The sequence below is a fragment of the Natronorubrum marinum genome (genome assembly GCF_052040125.1).
Classification (GTDB): Archaea; Halobacteriota; Halobacteria; order Halobacteriales; family Natrialbaceae; genus Natronorubrum.
Window position 1 is genome coordinate 1,556,457 of sequence record NZ_JBPPFV010000001.1, and the last position, 13,254, is coordinate 1,569,710.

General features: G+C 62.6%; 22 protein-coding genes and 1 tRNA gene. 3 read left to right on the forward strand and 20 right to left on the reverse strand.

The window, feature by feature from the left end; translation table 11 throughout:
- Positions 1 to 2: 2 nt before the first annotated feature.
- Genes ACSFC5_RS07660 through ACSFC5_RS07745 form a run of 18 tightly spaced genes read right to left on the reverse strand, consistent with a single transcriptional unit; the run spans position 3 to position 9,693 of the window.
- Positions 3 to 536, reverse strand: coding sequence for a 50S ribosomal protein L6 (locus ACSFC5_RS07660; RefSeq protein ID WP_440764626.1), 534 nt, complete (start codon positions 534 to 536; stop codon positions 3 to 5).
- A 2-nt stretch (positions 537 to 538) separates the two neighbouring features.
- The gene (locus ACSFC5_RS07665; RefSeq protein WP_440764627.1) at positions 539 to 931 is read right to left on the reverse strand and encodes a 30S ribosomal protein S8; all 393 of its coding nucleotides are present in this window, start codon (positions 929 to 931) and stop codon (positions 539 to 541) included.
- 1 nt (position 932) lies between these two features.
- Positions 933 to 1,121 carry a 30S ribosomal protein S14 gene (locus ACSFC5_RS07670; protein WP_006088310.1) on the reverse strand — a complete coding sequence of 63 codons (189 nt, stop codon included), beginning with the start codon at positions 1,119 to 1,121 and terminating at the stop codon, positions 933 to 935.
- Positions 1,114 to 1,659, reverse strand: a complete 546-nt coding sequence (locus tag ACSFC5_RS07675; RefSeq protein WP_440764628.1) for a 50S ribosomal protein L5 — start codon at positions 1,657 to 1,659, stop codon at positions 1,114 to 1,116. The genes ACSFC5_RS07670 and ACSFC5_RS07675 overlap by 8 nt, the downstream gene beginning before the upstream one ends.
- Positions 1,652 to 2,356, reverse strand: coding sequence for a 30S ribosomal protein S4e (locus tag ACSFC5_RS07680; protein WP_440764629.1), 705 nt, complete (start codon positions 2,354 to 2,356; stop codon positions 1,652 to 1,654). Before ACSFC5_RS07680 ends, ACSFC5_RS07675 begins: the two co-directional genes overlap by 8 nt.
- Positions 2,353 to 2,709, reverse strand: a complete 357-nt coding sequence (gene rplX, locus ACSFC5_RS07685) for a 50S ribosomal protein L24 (protein WP_440764630.1) — start codon at positions 2,707 to 2,709, stop codon at positions 2,353 to 2,355. The genes ACSFC5_RS07680 and rplX overlap by 4 nt, the downstream gene beginning before the upstream one ends.
- A gap of 4 nt (positions 2,710 to 2,713) precedes the next feature.
- Complete coding sequence (locus tag ACSFC5_RS07690; RefSeq protein WP_090303786.1) at positions 2,714 to 3,112, reverse strand: 50S ribosomal protein L14; 399 nt, start codon at positions 3,110 to 3,112, stop codon at positions 2,714 to 2,716.
- Complete coding sequence (locus tag ACSFC5_RS07695; RefSeq protein WP_440764631.1) at positions 3,112 to 3,555, reverse strand: 30S ribosomal protein S17; 444 nt, start codon at positions 3,553 to 3,555, stop codon at positions 3,112 to 3,114. Before ACSFC5_RS07695 ends, ACSFC5_RS07690 begins: the two co-directional genes overlap by 1 nt.
- Positions 3,546 to 3,992, reverse strand: coding sequence for a ribonuclease P protein component 1 (locus ACSFC5_RS07700; RefSeq protein ID WP_440764632.1), 447 nt, complete (start codon positions 3,990 to 3,992; stop codon positions 3,546 to 3,548). Before ACSFC5_RS07700 ends, ACSFC5_RS07695 begins: the two co-directional genes overlap by 10 nt.
- Before the next feature lie 7 nt (positions 3,993 to 3,999).
- Positions 4,000 to 4,212 carry a 50S ribosomal protein L29 gene (gene rpmC, locus ACSFC5_RS07705; protein WP_440764633.1) on the reverse strand — a complete coding sequence of 71 codons (213 nt, stop codon included), beginning with the start codon at positions 4,210 to 4,212 and terminating at the stop codon, positions 4,000 to 4,002.
- Complete coding sequence (locus tag ACSFC5_RS07710; protein WP_440764634.1) at positions 4,212 to 5,159, reverse strand: 30S ribosomal protein S3; 948 nt, start codon at positions 5,157 to 5,159, stop codon at positions 4,212 to 4,214. Before ACSFC5_RS07710 ends, rpmC begins: the two co-directional genes overlap by 1 nt.
- A complete protein-coding gene (locus tag ACSFC5_RS07715; protein ID WP_440764635.1) occupies positions 5,159 to 5,638 on the reverse strand; it encodes a 50S ribosomal protein L22 in 480 nt (159 codons plus the stop codon). Before ACSFC5_RS07715 ends, ACSFC5_RS07710 begins: the two co-directional genes overlap by 1 nt.
- Before the next feature lie 7 nt (positions 5,639 to 5,645).
- On the reverse strand, positions 5,646 to 6,068 hold the full coding sequence (locus tag ACSFC5_RS07720; RefSeq protein WP_440764636.1) for a 30S ribosomal protein S19: 423 nt from the start codon (positions 6,066 to 6,068) through the stop codon (positions 5,646 to 5,648).
- Positions 6,065 to 6,787, reverse strand: a complete 723-nt coding sequence (locus ACSFC5_RS07725; RefSeq protein WP_440764637.1) for a 50S ribosomal protein L2 — start codon at positions 6,785 to 6,787, stop codon at positions 6,065 to 6,067. Before ACSFC5_RS07725 ends, ACSFC5_RS07720 begins: the two co-directional genes overlap by 4 nt.
- 2 nt (positions 6,788 to 6,789) lie before the next feature.
- Positions 6,790 to 7,044: a 50S ribosomal protein L23 gene (locus ACSFC5_RS07730; protein ID WP_440764638.1), complete on the reverse strand. Its 255-nt coding sequence runs from the start codon at positions 7,042 to 7,044 to the stop codon at positions 6,790 to 6,792.
- Positions 7,041 to 7,793: a 50S ribosomal protein L4 gene (rpl4p, locus tag ACSFC5_RS07735; RefSeq protein WP_440764639.1), complete on the reverse strand. Its 753-nt coding sequence runs from the start codon at positions 7,791 to 7,793 to the stop codon at positions 7,041 to 7,043. Before rpl4p ends, ACSFC5_RS07730 begins: the two co-directional genes overlap by 4 nt.
- Before the next feature lie 3 nt (positions 7,794 to 7,796).
- Complete coding sequence (locus ACSFC5_RS07740; protein ID WP_440764640.1) at positions 7,797 to 8,816, reverse strand: 50S ribosomal protein L3; 1,020 nt, start codon at positions 8,814 to 8,816, stop codon at positions 7,797 to 7,799.
- Between the two features lie 4 nt (positions 8,817 to 8,820).
- Positions 8,821 to 9,693, reverse strand: coding sequence for a putative RNA uridine N3 methyltransferase (locus ACSFC5_RS07745; protein WP_440764641.1), 873 nt, complete (start codon positions 9,691 to 9,693; stop codon positions 8,821 to 8,823).
- Between the two features lie 305 nt (positions 9,694 to 9,998).
- Here ACSFC5_RS07745 and ACSFC5_RS07750 point away from each other — a divergent pair.
- From ACSFC5_RS07750 to ACSFC5_RS07760, 3 genes are all read left to right on the forward strand, one after another.
- Positions 9,999 to 10,069, forward strand: a tRNA-Gly gene (locus ACSFC5_RS07750).
- A gap of 831 nt (positions 10,070 to 10,900) precedes the next feature.
- Positions 10,901 to 11,254 carry a HalOD1 output domain-containing protein gene (locus tag ACSFC5_RS07755; RefSeq protein ID WP_440764642.1) on the forward strand — a complete coding sequence of 118 codons (354 nt, stop codon included), beginning with the start codon at positions 10,901 to 10,903 and terminating at the stop codon, positions 11,252 to 11,254.
- Positions 11,255 to 11,455: 201 nt separating this feature from the next.
- Entirely contained in the window at positions 11,456 to 11,770 is a 315-nt protein-coding gene (locus ACSFC5_RS07760) for an MTH1187 family thiamine-binding protein (protein WP_440764643.1), read from the forward strand.
- A 92-nt stretch (positions 11,771 to 11,862) separates the two neighbouring features.
- On the opposite strand, the gene ACSFC5_RS07765 is transcribed toward ACSFC5_RS07760, so the two are convergent.
- A complete protein-coding gene (locus ACSFC5_RS07765; protein WP_440764644.1) occupies positions 11,863 to 12,306 on the reverse strand; it encodes a universal stress protein in 444 nt (147 codons plus the stop codon).
- Positions 12,307 to 12,723: 417 nt separating this feature from the next.
- A complete protein-coding gene (locus ACSFC5_RS07770; RefSeq protein ID WP_440764645.1) occupies positions 12,724 to 13,146 on the reverse strand; it encodes a universal stress protein in 423 nt (140 codons plus the stop codon).
- Positions 13,147 to 13,254 lie beyond the last annotated feature (108 nt).

Sequence of the window (13,254 nt, forward strand, 5' to 3'; positions counted from 1 at the left end):
TATCAGGCACCTCCTTTGGCGGGTTTCTCGGTGATGTAGACCCCGTCCTGAAAGACGCGGGTGTCCTTGTCGTTGACGCGTGTCAACTGTTCGATGTCCGCCGCTGTCTGGCCGACGTCCTCCTTGTTCGGACCGGAGAGGACGAGCCGTTCGTCGTCGACGGAAACGTCGGTCTCACCGTGGATAGTCGTACGTCGCGGTGCCTTTTCGCCGAGGAAGTTTTCGATGACGACGTCGTCACCCTCCACGCGGACCTGCATCGGGAAGTGAGAGTAGAAGACTTCCATCTTGTACTCCCAGCCCTCGGTCACGCCGTGGAAGGCGTTGCGGATGTGACTCTCGAAGGTGCCAACGGTCGCGTTCGTTTTCGCGTCCTCGTTGTCGCTTTCGATCGCTACAGTGTCGTCTTCGAGTTCGACGGACACGTCGGGGTACCAGAGACGTCGCGTGACGTTGCCCTCTGGACCGTCGACGGTCACGTCGAGGTGGTCGATCTCGACGGATACGTTTTCGGGGATTTCCAGTTCGACTCGCATGGTTAGTAGACGTATGCGATTACCTGGCCGCCGATCCCCTGCTCACGAGCCTCGTAATGGCTCATGATGCCGCTGCTCGTCGTCACGACGAGCGCACCGAAATCTCGAGCGGGGAGATAGCGCTTCTCCCACTTCTCGAAGTCCTCGGCACCTGCGGCGTAGCGGGGCTTGACGGGGCCACACTCGTTGATCGCTCCTTTCAATTCGACCTCGAACTGACCGGCTTTACCGTCGTCGACGTACTCGAAGCCGTCGATGTACCCGCGGTCGTAGAAGACCTCGAGTACGCTGCCGATCTCGTTGGAGGCGGGCGTTACCTCGTGGGACAGATGTCCCACACTCTCGGCGTTGTCGATTCCCGAGAGCGCGTTACTGAGTGGATCGTTTCCGGTCATGTTATCGATACTTCTTGAATCCCATATCGCGAGCGATTTCGCGGAAACACTGGCGACAGAGGTTGATGTCGTACTTGCCGACGAGCCCCTGTTTGCGGCCACAGCGCTGGCAGGCCGCTTCCTGGCCCGTGCGCTTTGCGGCGTGTTCGCCCGTTTGCTCGCGTTCTACGTCAGTTTCAGTTTCACTCATCGTCTGCCTCCTCGACGGTCACGTCGAAGTTCGCCTCGATGAACGCGATGGCGTCCTCGGGGGTGAGTCGGTGGTTCGACGGGATCGACCGGTTGGCCTTGTCGCGCTTGGCCACGCGGTAGCCCGGTCGAACCAGATTGACCGTCACGTCCATTCCGTAGATACCGACGTTCGGGTCGTACTCCTGGCTCGGGAACTCCGTGTGTTCCTCGACGCCGAAGCTGAAGTTGCCGGTGTCGTCGAACTGCTTCGCGGAGAACTCCGCGAGCGGCAGGGACTTGTCGAGGAAGTCGTAGGCGTCCTCGCCGCGGAGGGTGACCTTCGTGCCGATCGGGTCGCCCTGACGGATACCGAAGTCGGGTTCGGTCCGTTTCGCCTGGGTACGAACGCTCTGCTGGTTCGTGACCGCCTCGATGATGTCTTCGGCCTTGCCGAGTTCGCGGCCACCGCGGCCGACGCCCATGTGGACGACGACTTTCTCGACGCGGGGTTCGCGCATCTCGTGGAACTCGCCGTCGGATCCGGCTTCACTACTCATCATCATCACCCGTGAAGTTCTCGTCGATGACGACGATGTACTCCTGAATGGTTTCGAAGCCGCCGTCCTCGGTGTCGACACCGATCGTGTTCGGGCCGCTGCCCGGCGTGATGTCGATCGCGTCGATCTCGCCGATCTTGCCGCCGTGGTTGCCACGGACGGCCGTCACGAGCGCACCCTCTTCGAACGGGAAGTGGGCGACGATGGACTTGTCATCGTTGTCGACGACGATCGAGTCGTCCGAGTTGTACTCGGTCTCGTCGTCGACGATGACGTTCGTGCCATCGTGGAGGGTCAGCTGCGTCTGTCCTCCGGGAACCTGCTGTTTGCCCTTGATCTTGCCGAGGCGGCTTCCGGCGGCGTCCTCGTCGATTTCGGTCAGCGCGAGCCGACCGCCTTCGTCGGGGAAGACGCGGTAGTACTCCTCTCGGCCGGGGAACGCAACGATGTCGAACATGCCGATCGGGCGCTGTTCGTCGTTGATCGGTTCCCCGTTGACGAGGATCGCATCCTCGGAGAGGGCGTATCGTGCTTCTTTCTTGGAGTCGACGTAGCCGAGTACGTCCCGCAGCAAGACGACGAGCGGCACGCCGTCCTTACCGTGCGGTCCAGCGCCGGCTTTGACCGTGAAGGTCTCCGTCTTGCGCTCGACCGGCCAGGACTTCGGTACTGACAGTCGTTTCTGGTGTTTCGTCATTCGCTATCACCTTCGAGGCGTGCCTCGCGACGCTCGTCCTCGAGGTCGAGGTCCGTGAGACGGACGTTCGAGGGGGCGAGCGGCCGCGGCACTTCTTCGCCGTCTGCCGTCTCGACCGTCACGCCCTCGACGTGGATGGTGCCATCCTCGAGGATCGCACGCAGGACTTCGCCGGATTCGCCGGCGTCGTCGCCGCGCATGACCTCGACCGTGTCCCCCGCGTTGACGCGGGTTCGACGGGTGCCGTACTCCTCGCGGAGGTCGTCGGACAGCGTCGCGTGAAGCTGCTTCTGTCGCTTGTGCAGCGGTGCACGCGCAGTTTCGTTTCGCTGTTTGGTTGGTTGTTCGCTCATAGTTCTATACGATCATCGTTGCGGTGGATGCGATTGCTCCGAAGCGCTCCGCGACTTCGCGGGCAATCGGGCCCTTGATCTCCGTCCCGCGGGGCTCTTCGTTCTCGTCGATGATGACGGCCGCGTTGTCCTCGAACTTCAGGCGCGTGCCGTCGGGCCGGCGGATCGATTGCCGCTGGCGGACGACGACGGCCTCGAGGACCTGCCGGCGCATCTCGGGGGTACCCTTGGTGACCGAGACGGTCACTTTGTCACCGATTCCCGCCTTCGGCTGGCGGTTCTTGGTGCCGTGGTAGCCCGCGACGCTGATGACTTTGAGTTCGCGTGCGCCGGTGTTGTCGGCACACGTGACCAGCGACCCCTTCTTGAGTCCCTGCGTGACGTCGGCTTTCATCGCCTCCATCACTCATCACCCTCTTCGTCATCGCTCTCGGCGCTGAGGTCTTCGGCCGAGAGCTGTGGGTCCGGCTCCGCTTCGCCGGTGAGTTCAGCGACGTCCTCTGCCGTCGCTTCTTCGGTTACTTCGACAACCACGTGCGATTTCGTCTTCGACAGTGGTCGGGTCTCTGCGATCTTGACCGTGTCACCGACCGAGAGTGGCTCGAGCACGCCCGGCACGTGTGCCGGAACGCGCGAGCGACGTTTCATTTGACGGTCGTACTTCGGAACCGTCACGTCATACTCTCGCTCGACGACTACGGTCTTGTCCATGTCCGTCGAGACGACCTGCCCTTCGAGGATCTGTCCTCGAACGGGAAGCTCGCCGTAGAACGGACACGTCTCGTAGTCGTATTCCTCCGGGTTTTCGGGTTCCGGAGGGGTTTCAACGTCTAGTCCTATTGCCATGGTGAGTCACCATTCGTTTCCGTGCGTCGGGCGGGTCGTGAGAGCAGCCGCGATCCATCGACCGTAACGTAGGCTACGTCCTCGCCGGCGTGCCCGCTGACACGAGCACAGCCGGCGGCATCGCCGCCGGCTCCGTCCGACTCGTCCGATTCCTCGGACGGGTCGGGTTGAGTATCGGCCAGTTTGGACGCAGTCCCCGAGGACTTCTCGTCCTCGGCGGCTTCATCTGTGATCGCGAACTCGAACGTCGAGCCCGACTTCGGCACCATCAGCACCCGAGACTCGCCATCGTCTCGAACTTCTATCGAAAGGGTGTTCGTCGTCTCGATGACGACGCGTCCCTCGAGGCCAACCCGCGAGGCGTCGTCGCTCTCGACGACTCTCACGGGCAGTCCATTGAGTTCGTGTCGGGGCAGGGTCTCGGGTGTCAGTGCCATTGTTATCTTACTCGTCGCCGAGGTCGCCTTCTTCTCGCTGGATCGTCTTGACCCGAGCGATCGTCCGGCTCAGTTCGCCGATGCGGCCCGGGTTCTCCGGGGCACCACCGGCGGCGAGGACGGACTTTTGGTTCAGCAGTTCCGTCTCGAGTTCCTCGAGTTCCTCTGCGCGTTCCGCAGGGGTCATGTCGCGAATCTCTGCGACGTGGAGGATCGCCATCAGGCGTCACCTCCCTCGTCCGCGTCGTCGGCCTCGGCTTCCTCCTCGTCCATCTCCGCGACGAGTTCCTCGGCTTCGGCTTCGACGTCTTCCTCGAGCTCGTCGAGGTCCTCCTCGATCGGGGAGTCGTCGGGAATGTCGACGTCTTCCTCGTCGGTCTCGACTTCCGCTTCGATGACCTCCTCGACGTCCTCTTCTTCGAGTTCTGGCTCGGGCTCGACGGCATCCTCGGCAGGGGCTTCGGCGCCGTCGTCGGCGGCCTCGGCCTCCTCGGGTTCGCCCTCGAGCAGCTCCTCGACGCCCTCGGCCTCGTTGGCCTCGACGGCGTCGGGAACGACCTCTGCGGGGTCCATATCTTCGTGGACACCGAAGTCGTCGGGCAGCTCGGCTCCCGGCGGGATGATCTTGACGTCGACCCCGATGGTACCGAGTTTCATCACCGCGACGCCCTGGCCGTGGTCGACGACCTCTTCGGCGGGTTCGCCGTTGTGCTTGATGTAGCCGCGGTTGAACTTCTCGACGCGCGAGCGGGCACCGGTGACCTTTCCGGAGAGGACGATTTCGGCGCCGAGCGCGCCGGCGTCCATGATGCGGTCGATCGTCGTGTGACCGGCCTTCCGGAAGTACCAGCCGCGCTCGAGTGCGTTAGCCAGTCGGTCCGCGACGATGCGTGCGTTGAGGTCGGGTTCGTCGACCTCCTGCACGTCGATCTGTGGGTCCTCGAGGTTGAACTTCTCCTCGAGCGCCGTCGTGACCTTCCGGATGTTCTCGCCACCTTTGCCGATGACCATCCCGGGCTTTTCGGCCTTGAGGACGATTTGGGTTCCCATCGGCGTCTTGGCGACGTCCATGCCACCGTAGCCTGCGCGGCCGAGTTCTTCCTGGAAGAACTCGTCGATCTGGGACCGCTGAAGGCCGTTTTCGATGAATTGGTGTTCGTCAGCCATTAGTTATCGTCCTCCGTTTCTTCGTCGACTTCCTCGACGACGATCTCGACGTCGACCTGCGGCGTGTTCCAGGCGGATGCACGCCCCATCGCGCGGGGCTTGCGACCGACCGATTCGCCGACCTTGTGGGCGGCGACGTGGACGATCTTCATCGATTCGCCGTCGAAACCCTGGTGGTCAGCGTTCGCCGCGACGTTCTCGAGCAGGTCCAGGAACTCGCCCGAGACCTTCTCGGGGTACTTTCCTGCGTCCCAGCCGTCGATGTCGGAGCGGTGACCCGCACCGGTGTTGTGGGACTTGAACGGAACGGACTGCTCTTTGTCGATGACGTCCTGAAGGAAGGCCTGTGCGTCCGCGACGGTTCGGCCCTTCAGTTCGCGAGCGACCTCCTTGCTGTGCTTGTTGCTCATGTGACGCTCCCGAAGCATCGCTTTCGCGGTCTTGTCCGGGTCGGCGTCGACTGAGTAGTTGATTCCCATACGATGATCACTTCAGTGGGACGAACTTCGAGGAGCGAGTCGCACCGATCCCTGCCTGTCCGTGCTCGACGGACGTGCGGGTCAGCTGGAACTCGCCGAGATAGTGTCCGATCATCTCGGGCTCGACGCGGACGCGCTCGAACGACTGTCCGTTGTAGACCTCGAAGGTCAGGCCAACGAACTCCGGCAGGATCGGCATATCCCGCAGGTGCGTTCGGATCGGCGCGTTCGCCGTCTCCTCTTCTTCTTTCTCGCGGGCCTTCTCGAGCAGCTTCTGCTTCTCGACGGAGAGGCCGCGTTCGATACTTCGCCGCTTTCGAGCGGGCAGCAGTTCTGCGACTTCGTCGATGTCCAGATCCTGCAACTCCTCGAGCGTGTGACCGCGGTAGGTAAACTCACCTTCGCGGCCGGTTCGGTACTCCTGACTCATTTGTTTCCACCTCGGCCGGTACGGCGCGAGGAAATGTCACCAACCTTCCGTCCCGGCGGGGCATCCCGCGAGACGGACTTTGGTTTGCCCGGGTGCTGTCGGCCACCGCCACCGAACGGGTGGTCGACGGCGTTCATCGCGACACCACGGACGCGAGGGTATTTCGTCCCCCGTGCCTTCATTTTGTGATACTTGTTCCCGGCCTTGACGAACGGTTTCTCCGTTCGACCGCCGCCGGCGACGACGCCGACGGTGGCGCGGCACTGCGGATCGAGGCGCTTGACCTCGCCGCTGGGAAGCTGGACGACCGCAGCGTTGCGGTCGTGAGTGACCAGATCCGCGTTGACGCCGGAGGCCCGGGCGAATCGACCGCCGTCGCCCTGGTTCGCCTCGACGTTACAGACCGGAATTCCTTCGGGGATCTCCGCGAGCGGGAGCGTGTTACCCGGCTTGATCTCCGCGGAGACGCCGACCTGAATCTCCTCGCCGACGGCGATGCCTTCGGGTGCGAGGATGAGTCGCTGGTCGCCGTCGTCGAACTCGACGGCGGCGATCGGCGCGGATCGCGCCGGGTCGTGTTCGATATCCACGACTGTTCCGCGAACGAGGTCGTCGTCCTCCTGTTTCTTGTGGTCGAGTTTCGCCTTGTAGCGGTGTGACGGGGCACGGAACGTCGGGCCACCGCGACCGCGTCGTTGTCCCTGAATTCGTCGTCCCATCTTTAGAACACCCCGATTCGCGAGGCGACTTCCTGTGCGTCGTCGTCCTCGGAGAGTTTGATAATCGCTTTCTTCTTGCCTTTCATCGTCACTTGCGTGTTGACGTTGTCGACCGAGACGTCGAAGCGCTCCTCGACGACCGAGCTAATCTCGGGTTTCGCGGCGTCGGGGTTGACGACGAACTGGAGCTTGTTCTCGAAGTCCATGTCGTTCATCGCCTTCTCCGTCACGAGGGGGTGCTCGATGATCGAACTCATCGGTCTGCCACCTCCTCGAGTGCGCTCTCGGTCCAGACGGTCAGCCGACCCGGCTGTGCGCCGGGTGCGAGCTCTTCGGCGTTGACCTCCGCGGCCGTCGTCACGTCGGCACCGGCGAGGTTCCGAGCCGCACGGGACGGGCCGGACTCGCTGGAGGTAACGAACAGAATCGACGTCGGCGTCTTGTACTTCCGGCCACGGGCTTTCCCCTGTCCGGATCGGACGCTCCGACCCTCGTCGGCGCGTTCGATGTCGTCCGCGAGGCCGGCGGCCTCGAGGAACGAGACGACTTCCTTCGTCTTCTGAAGGGCTTCGAACTCGTCGCTCACGACGACGGGAATCTCCGCGTCGTCGTCGAACTGGTGGCCGCGCTCGGCGACCAGGTCGGCGTCCGTCGTCGCCGCGATAGCGCTGCGGACGGCGAGTTTCTTCGCTTTCGTGTTGATCGATTGGGACTGGTCCTTCTCGGCTTTCGGTGGGTGGGATTTCCGTCCTTTAACCGCCTGGGGAACGCGTCGTGCGCGTCCGTCCTGACGTGGAACGTGAGCCATCCCGCGACCGCTACCGAACGACTCCGCGGGCGTGCGCATGCCAGCGAACTCGTCGGCACCGTAGGCCTGTTTTCGGTTTGCCCGGGCGACGTTGACGGCGCGAGCGATCAGGTCCGGGCGGTAGGTGGTCTCGAAGACCGCCGGGAGCTCGATCGAGCCCGCGTCGTCGCCGTCCAGGTCTCGTACTGTTGCTTCCATGTGTTATCCCTGGTTAGATGCGGTGGAGACGTAGCGTACCTCGGGATCGAGGCGCGGCTGGTCTCCGGGTCGGATCGCCGGGCGGAAGCGCACGAGGCGCTTGTTCGGCCCGGGGAGCGAGCCCTTGATCAGCGCGTGCGGTCCGTCGACTTCGCCGTAGTTGACGAAGCCGCCGTCGACCGTCGCGTCTGCGCCGTCGCCGATATCGACGAGGCGTTTGTTCAGTTCCGTCCGCTGGTGGTAGCCGGTCTGTCCCTGCTGTGGGACCGTCGACCGAACGCGGGACGGGTTCCAGGGACCGAGGTTCCCGATGCGGCGGCGCCATCCCTGCCGGGCGTGCTTGCCCTTTCGTTTCTGGACGCCCCATCGCTTGACGGGACCCTGGGTACCCTTTCCTTTCGTGACACCGCTTGCGTCGACGTACTCGCCCGCGCGGAACACGTCGTTCATGACGTGCTCGCCGCCGTCTGCGACGGTCTCGAGGGCGAAATCGACGCGGTCCTCGACGGAACCGCCGCCGACTCGCGTCTCCATCACGTCCGGTTTCTTCTTCGGCATCGAGGGAATGCTCCCTGGAACCGTATGCGTGATAACGCGAACGTCGTCGACGCGTCCTCCTTCGAGGTAGCCGCGAAGTTCGTCTTCGGCGGCGTCGGCGTCGTAGTCATCACCGGGGACGTCGAGGACGCGATCGAGTTCGGAAACGAACTCGTCGGTCCAGACCTCGGTGACCGGCTTCATGCCGTATGGCGTTGCTTCGTACGCTCGTAGTGCGACCGCGCGCATCGGCGGCGTCTCCACGATCGTCACGGGGACGGTCTGTTCCATCCCCTCGGTCGGCGAGTTCGCTTTATCGTCGACCATAACGACGTGGGTCATGCCGGCCTTGTAGCCCGCGAATCCCTGGAGCGTTGGCTGTCCGTCGTCGTCCGGCCACGAGTTAAAGCGTGGGACCTCGCTGGTCGCACGCTGTCGTGGACCGAACCCGAGTGAGCCTTTGCGTGGTGAATTTGCTTGTGGCATTCTATCACTCTCTCAGTGAGAGGGGAGCGAGCGAGGCGAACAGAGCCTCCTCCGTTCGCACGACCTCGCTTCCCTGGTCCGGAACCGTATTTAGCCAGAGGTCGAACCCCGGATCGGCAGTGGGTTCGACTCCGTCGTCCGCGTCGCCCGTTCCATCCGCGGGGGCGACGGCGGAAGCCTCGATGTCGAGGATGTCCGGCAGCCCTCGTTCGGGCGCCCCGAACGCGACGGTCATCCCGTCCCGTTCGACGCGTCCGGCCAGCGTCTCGAGCCGTCCGACGGTGAGCTTCTCACCGAATCGGGAGGCTGCGATACAGACGCCGGCGTCCTCACGGCCGAGTGCTGCGGAGAGGTCCGTCCGCTCGACCGACAGTCCCGGAAGGGGACCGTCGACGAGTTTCGCCCGGACCGGTCGTCGCGAAGAGATCCTGACGGTCACGCGCTCCCCCTCCTCGACCTCCATTTTCGGAGGAACGTTGAGGGAGATCGGGTGTTGCAAGCCGCAATTGACCCGGACGCGCCCTTCAGGTCCGACCTCGGTCACGATTCCTTGTCTTGACGACCCCGAACCGTCAGATTCGGAGCCGGTCTGTGACATGGCACGGAGCGGCGGCAAGATGCCCGCATACTCCAGTTCGTCCCGCATCCCCCATGCCTCGTTGCGGAGGTATGGCGGGGTTGCGGCGTACCGCAAGACGGTATGTACGAATTCGCCGTCGAATCGCCCGGTTTCGCCATCCCGGTCGGGATAGACGATCAGGCGATCGGCCCGGAAGATCGTCGCCGCGCGGGCGACGTATCCGAGTTTGCGAGTTGCCTCGCGTTTGTCCTCGGCTTCACGGGTGAGCGACGACGGGACGAGTATGCTGACGGTCATGCCGAAACGCTTCGGCGCCGCGTCACTAGACTGTAGCGATGTGTTGCCGGTAATGTCTTAAAAGGGTAGCGGATTCGATCCCGGCTGTGAACGGCTCACACCCGCGAATTCGTGTGTTACAGCCACACACTCTGTCGAAGTGATAATTGTATGATCGATTTCCGGAAAACAGGGTTGTTCGGACGGGTACGTTGGCTCGAGAACCGATAGCGGGCGGCCGGACATCGTCATGTTCCGGCATGCCGATGCCGGGTCGATTCGCAACCCTTATACATCCCTCCGGGTGTACAATAGAGTGTAGCAGGGCGCTGGTAGTGTAGTGGTATCACGTGACCTTGCCATGGTCACAACCTGGGTTCAAATCCCAGCCAGCGCATTTCTGTCGCGAACAAACTCGTGAGCGACAGAAATCGGTCTGGATTTGAACGAGAGAAGTCGCAGCTTGCAAAGCGAACGCAGTGAGCGAGCAAGATCGTCTTCGCGTTGTTCAAATCCCAGCCAGCGCAGTTTTCCGAACACAACATCACGAGCATTGCGCAGCAATGCGAGTACCTATGTTCGGAGAAATCGGTCTGGATGTGGAGTAGACTGAGGTTCTGCGACCGCAGGGAGCAGGTTCTCAGGCGTGGTTCAAATCCCAGCCAGCGCGTTTTTGGGTGAACGATACCGACGAGCGAAGCGAGGAGTCCGTTCACTCAAAAACCGTCCTGAATTTGAACGTAGACCAGTCGCGGGCAGCGAAACGAGCATACCTGGGCGTCGTTCAAATCCCGGCCGGCACGCGGACCAGTGACTACTCGCGGACCAGTGACCATCCTCGAGCCCGGGCGCCCCACCTCGAGAGTCGCAATTGAAAACCACACCGGCAGTCGAGGCAGTGAACAACCGATTACGCCGGGGATGGCAAAGGGCTGTGACATTTCGTTCGTCCCAAAGTGCTATTCGCTGCGAGCCGCTACCGGCCCGCTGACAGGCAAAGACGTCGTTTTCGAACGAAAACGATGAGTCCACACTCGATAAGACGTGATTGTACTGACGGGACGACGGAGCTATCCTTCTAACTGACCATCAGTAGGGGAACACTATCTGACTGATCGAACAGTTCTCACAGATTCTGGGTCAAAATCAGTAACCAATACCGCCTGCGATTGGCTTTTATACCGTGGCTTGCTACGGGGCAATAGACAATTGAACTCGTGATTTAGCAATGCAAACTGAACTCCCTACCGCCGACGACGCGAACGACCTCCAGTACGACCCGACCAACGACCGCTACGTCTTCCACCACGACTTCGACAGCACCGCGACGATCACCACGACGATTGTCCACGCCATCGCACAGATCGCGGACACCGACGTCTCCCAGGGCGAGTTCTCTCTCTACGACAGTGTCGATCCGGACGCGCTCGATCGCATCTTCAGCAAGAAGGCCGACGGCACCGAACGCTCCGGCGGCCACATCGCCTTCACCGCGCTCGAGCACGAGGTGTACGTCTACGCGAACGGCGACGTCATCGTCTACCCGCCGACGGAGACGAGCCGTCCCGGCCAGTCCAACTGAACCCGGCTCCTGTCCGTCCCCGCCGCTCTCTACTCCCCGTTTTTCGACGCTCGAGAGCCGTCGCTTCGGCGCTCCGCGAGCTATCGAACCGCCAGAGTCGGTAGCGCCTGAGAGCGCCGGAGCTGAAATTCGTCGCAGAGGTCGACGACTCGAAATCCGCATGGAACGGGTTTAGGAGCCTTCGCGTCGTCAGCAAACTCGATGACGGTAATCGCACTCCTGAGCGTCGCACCGGTGGTCGAAGACAGCATGTCCAGCGAGATCGCAAAGGCCGTCGACGCGCTCGAGGCGTACGACGTCGAGTACGAGACGAATCCGATGGGGACGGTGATCGAGACTGACGACATCGGCGAACTCTTCGCGGCCGCACAGGCGGCCCACGAAGCGGTCGACCACGATCGCGTCAGCACCGTGTTGAAGATCGACGACAAACGGAACCGAGACACGAACGCGGCGGCGAAAGTCGAGGCCGTCGAGGAGCATCTCGGCCGAGCAGCGAGAAACAAAGACGAGTAGGGGAGTACGCGTGGGAGGGATCTCGCGTTTGAGCGCGGCGACAAACGCTCAATTCAGGCGGCGAGCAGCGCCGTGGAGACGAGTGACCGACTTCAGGCAGGGACGACTTTTACCGGCCGATCGGTGTCGAGGATGACGGATTGGGCGACGCTGCCGAACAGGACTTTCCCGACCGGCGACTGTCGGCGGGCACCGACGACGAGTTCGTCGACGTCTAACTGGTTGGCGACGTCGACGATGGCCGCGGCGGGGTTGCCAGTTGCCGTGTGAATGGTGGTGTCGACATCGGCTTCAGCTAGTTCGTCGACGGCTAGCGAGAGCGTCTCGATCAGATCGTCGAGTTCCTCGACCGAGAGATCGGAGCGAATCTTCCCGATCTCCACGTCCTCGTCGCTGTCGGCGAACTCGAGTTCCTTCCTGACGTGCAGCAGTTCGACGGCGACGTCGTCGGCTGCGTTCGGGAGATCGAGAACGGCCTCGATCTGCGCGCTCACTCGATCTGGTTGTTCGTCGACCGGGACGAGTACTGTGTACATGATCGAAAGAACAGTCCAATCACATATCAAACCACCCATTAAAACACGTGCGTTGGAAAACCGGGACACGTCGGGTCCGCCGTCGCTCGTAACGATCCAGTCTGTGCCGCCGTCGAATTGATCTGCGAACGAACGGTCGAGAACGGAGTCGATCGGCTCGAGTCCGGGCACTCGAGGCTCCGCGGACGCTATTCGTTCAGATGCTCGACGACGTGCTCGTAGGTTGCGTCGGTGTGACACTCGAGGGTCGCGTCGAGATCGTCGGTCCGGAGTGCCGTGTGGATAACTTCCGTACCGGCGCTTTCGAATCTGCGACCAAAATAGTTGCTTCCTCGAGAGCGGCCGCTGTAGTGGATGTGGTGAGCACTCCTCGAGCCGGTTCGCGGGGGTCTGAGAACGCCGGAAACCAACCGATGCTCACCGAATGACGGTCACGGGGACGGGCGACCGCCTGACGACGGTTTCGGCGATGCTCCCGAGCAGGATTCGGGTCGCACCGGATCGTCCGTGGCTCCCCATGACGACGTGATCGACGCCGTGTTCGTCGACGTAGTCGTTGATCGCCCTCGCCGGGACGCCTTCCACCAGCGCCGTTTCGATTTCGACGCCGTGTTCACGGCTCGTCTGACGGGCGCGCTCGAGTAACTCCTCACCTCGCGCTTCCACCTGTTCCAGGAGTTCCGGCGTGTATGCGTACCCCTCGTCGTACAGGTGATACTGACGGAGGTTGAGCACGTGGACGACGGTCAGTTGCTCCTCGGGATATTCGCGGAGCGCGTACTCGAGAGCCAACGTCGACGGGGGCGAGTCGTCGAACGGGACGAGGATGTGACGAGTCATGATAGCAATACGCACTGGGCGAGCAAATCGTCGTCGGTCGAGTTGTGGTGCGCACCGCATGTCGCGGCGACGAAGAGCGCCAACGAGTGCTCGAGCGCGTGACGGACG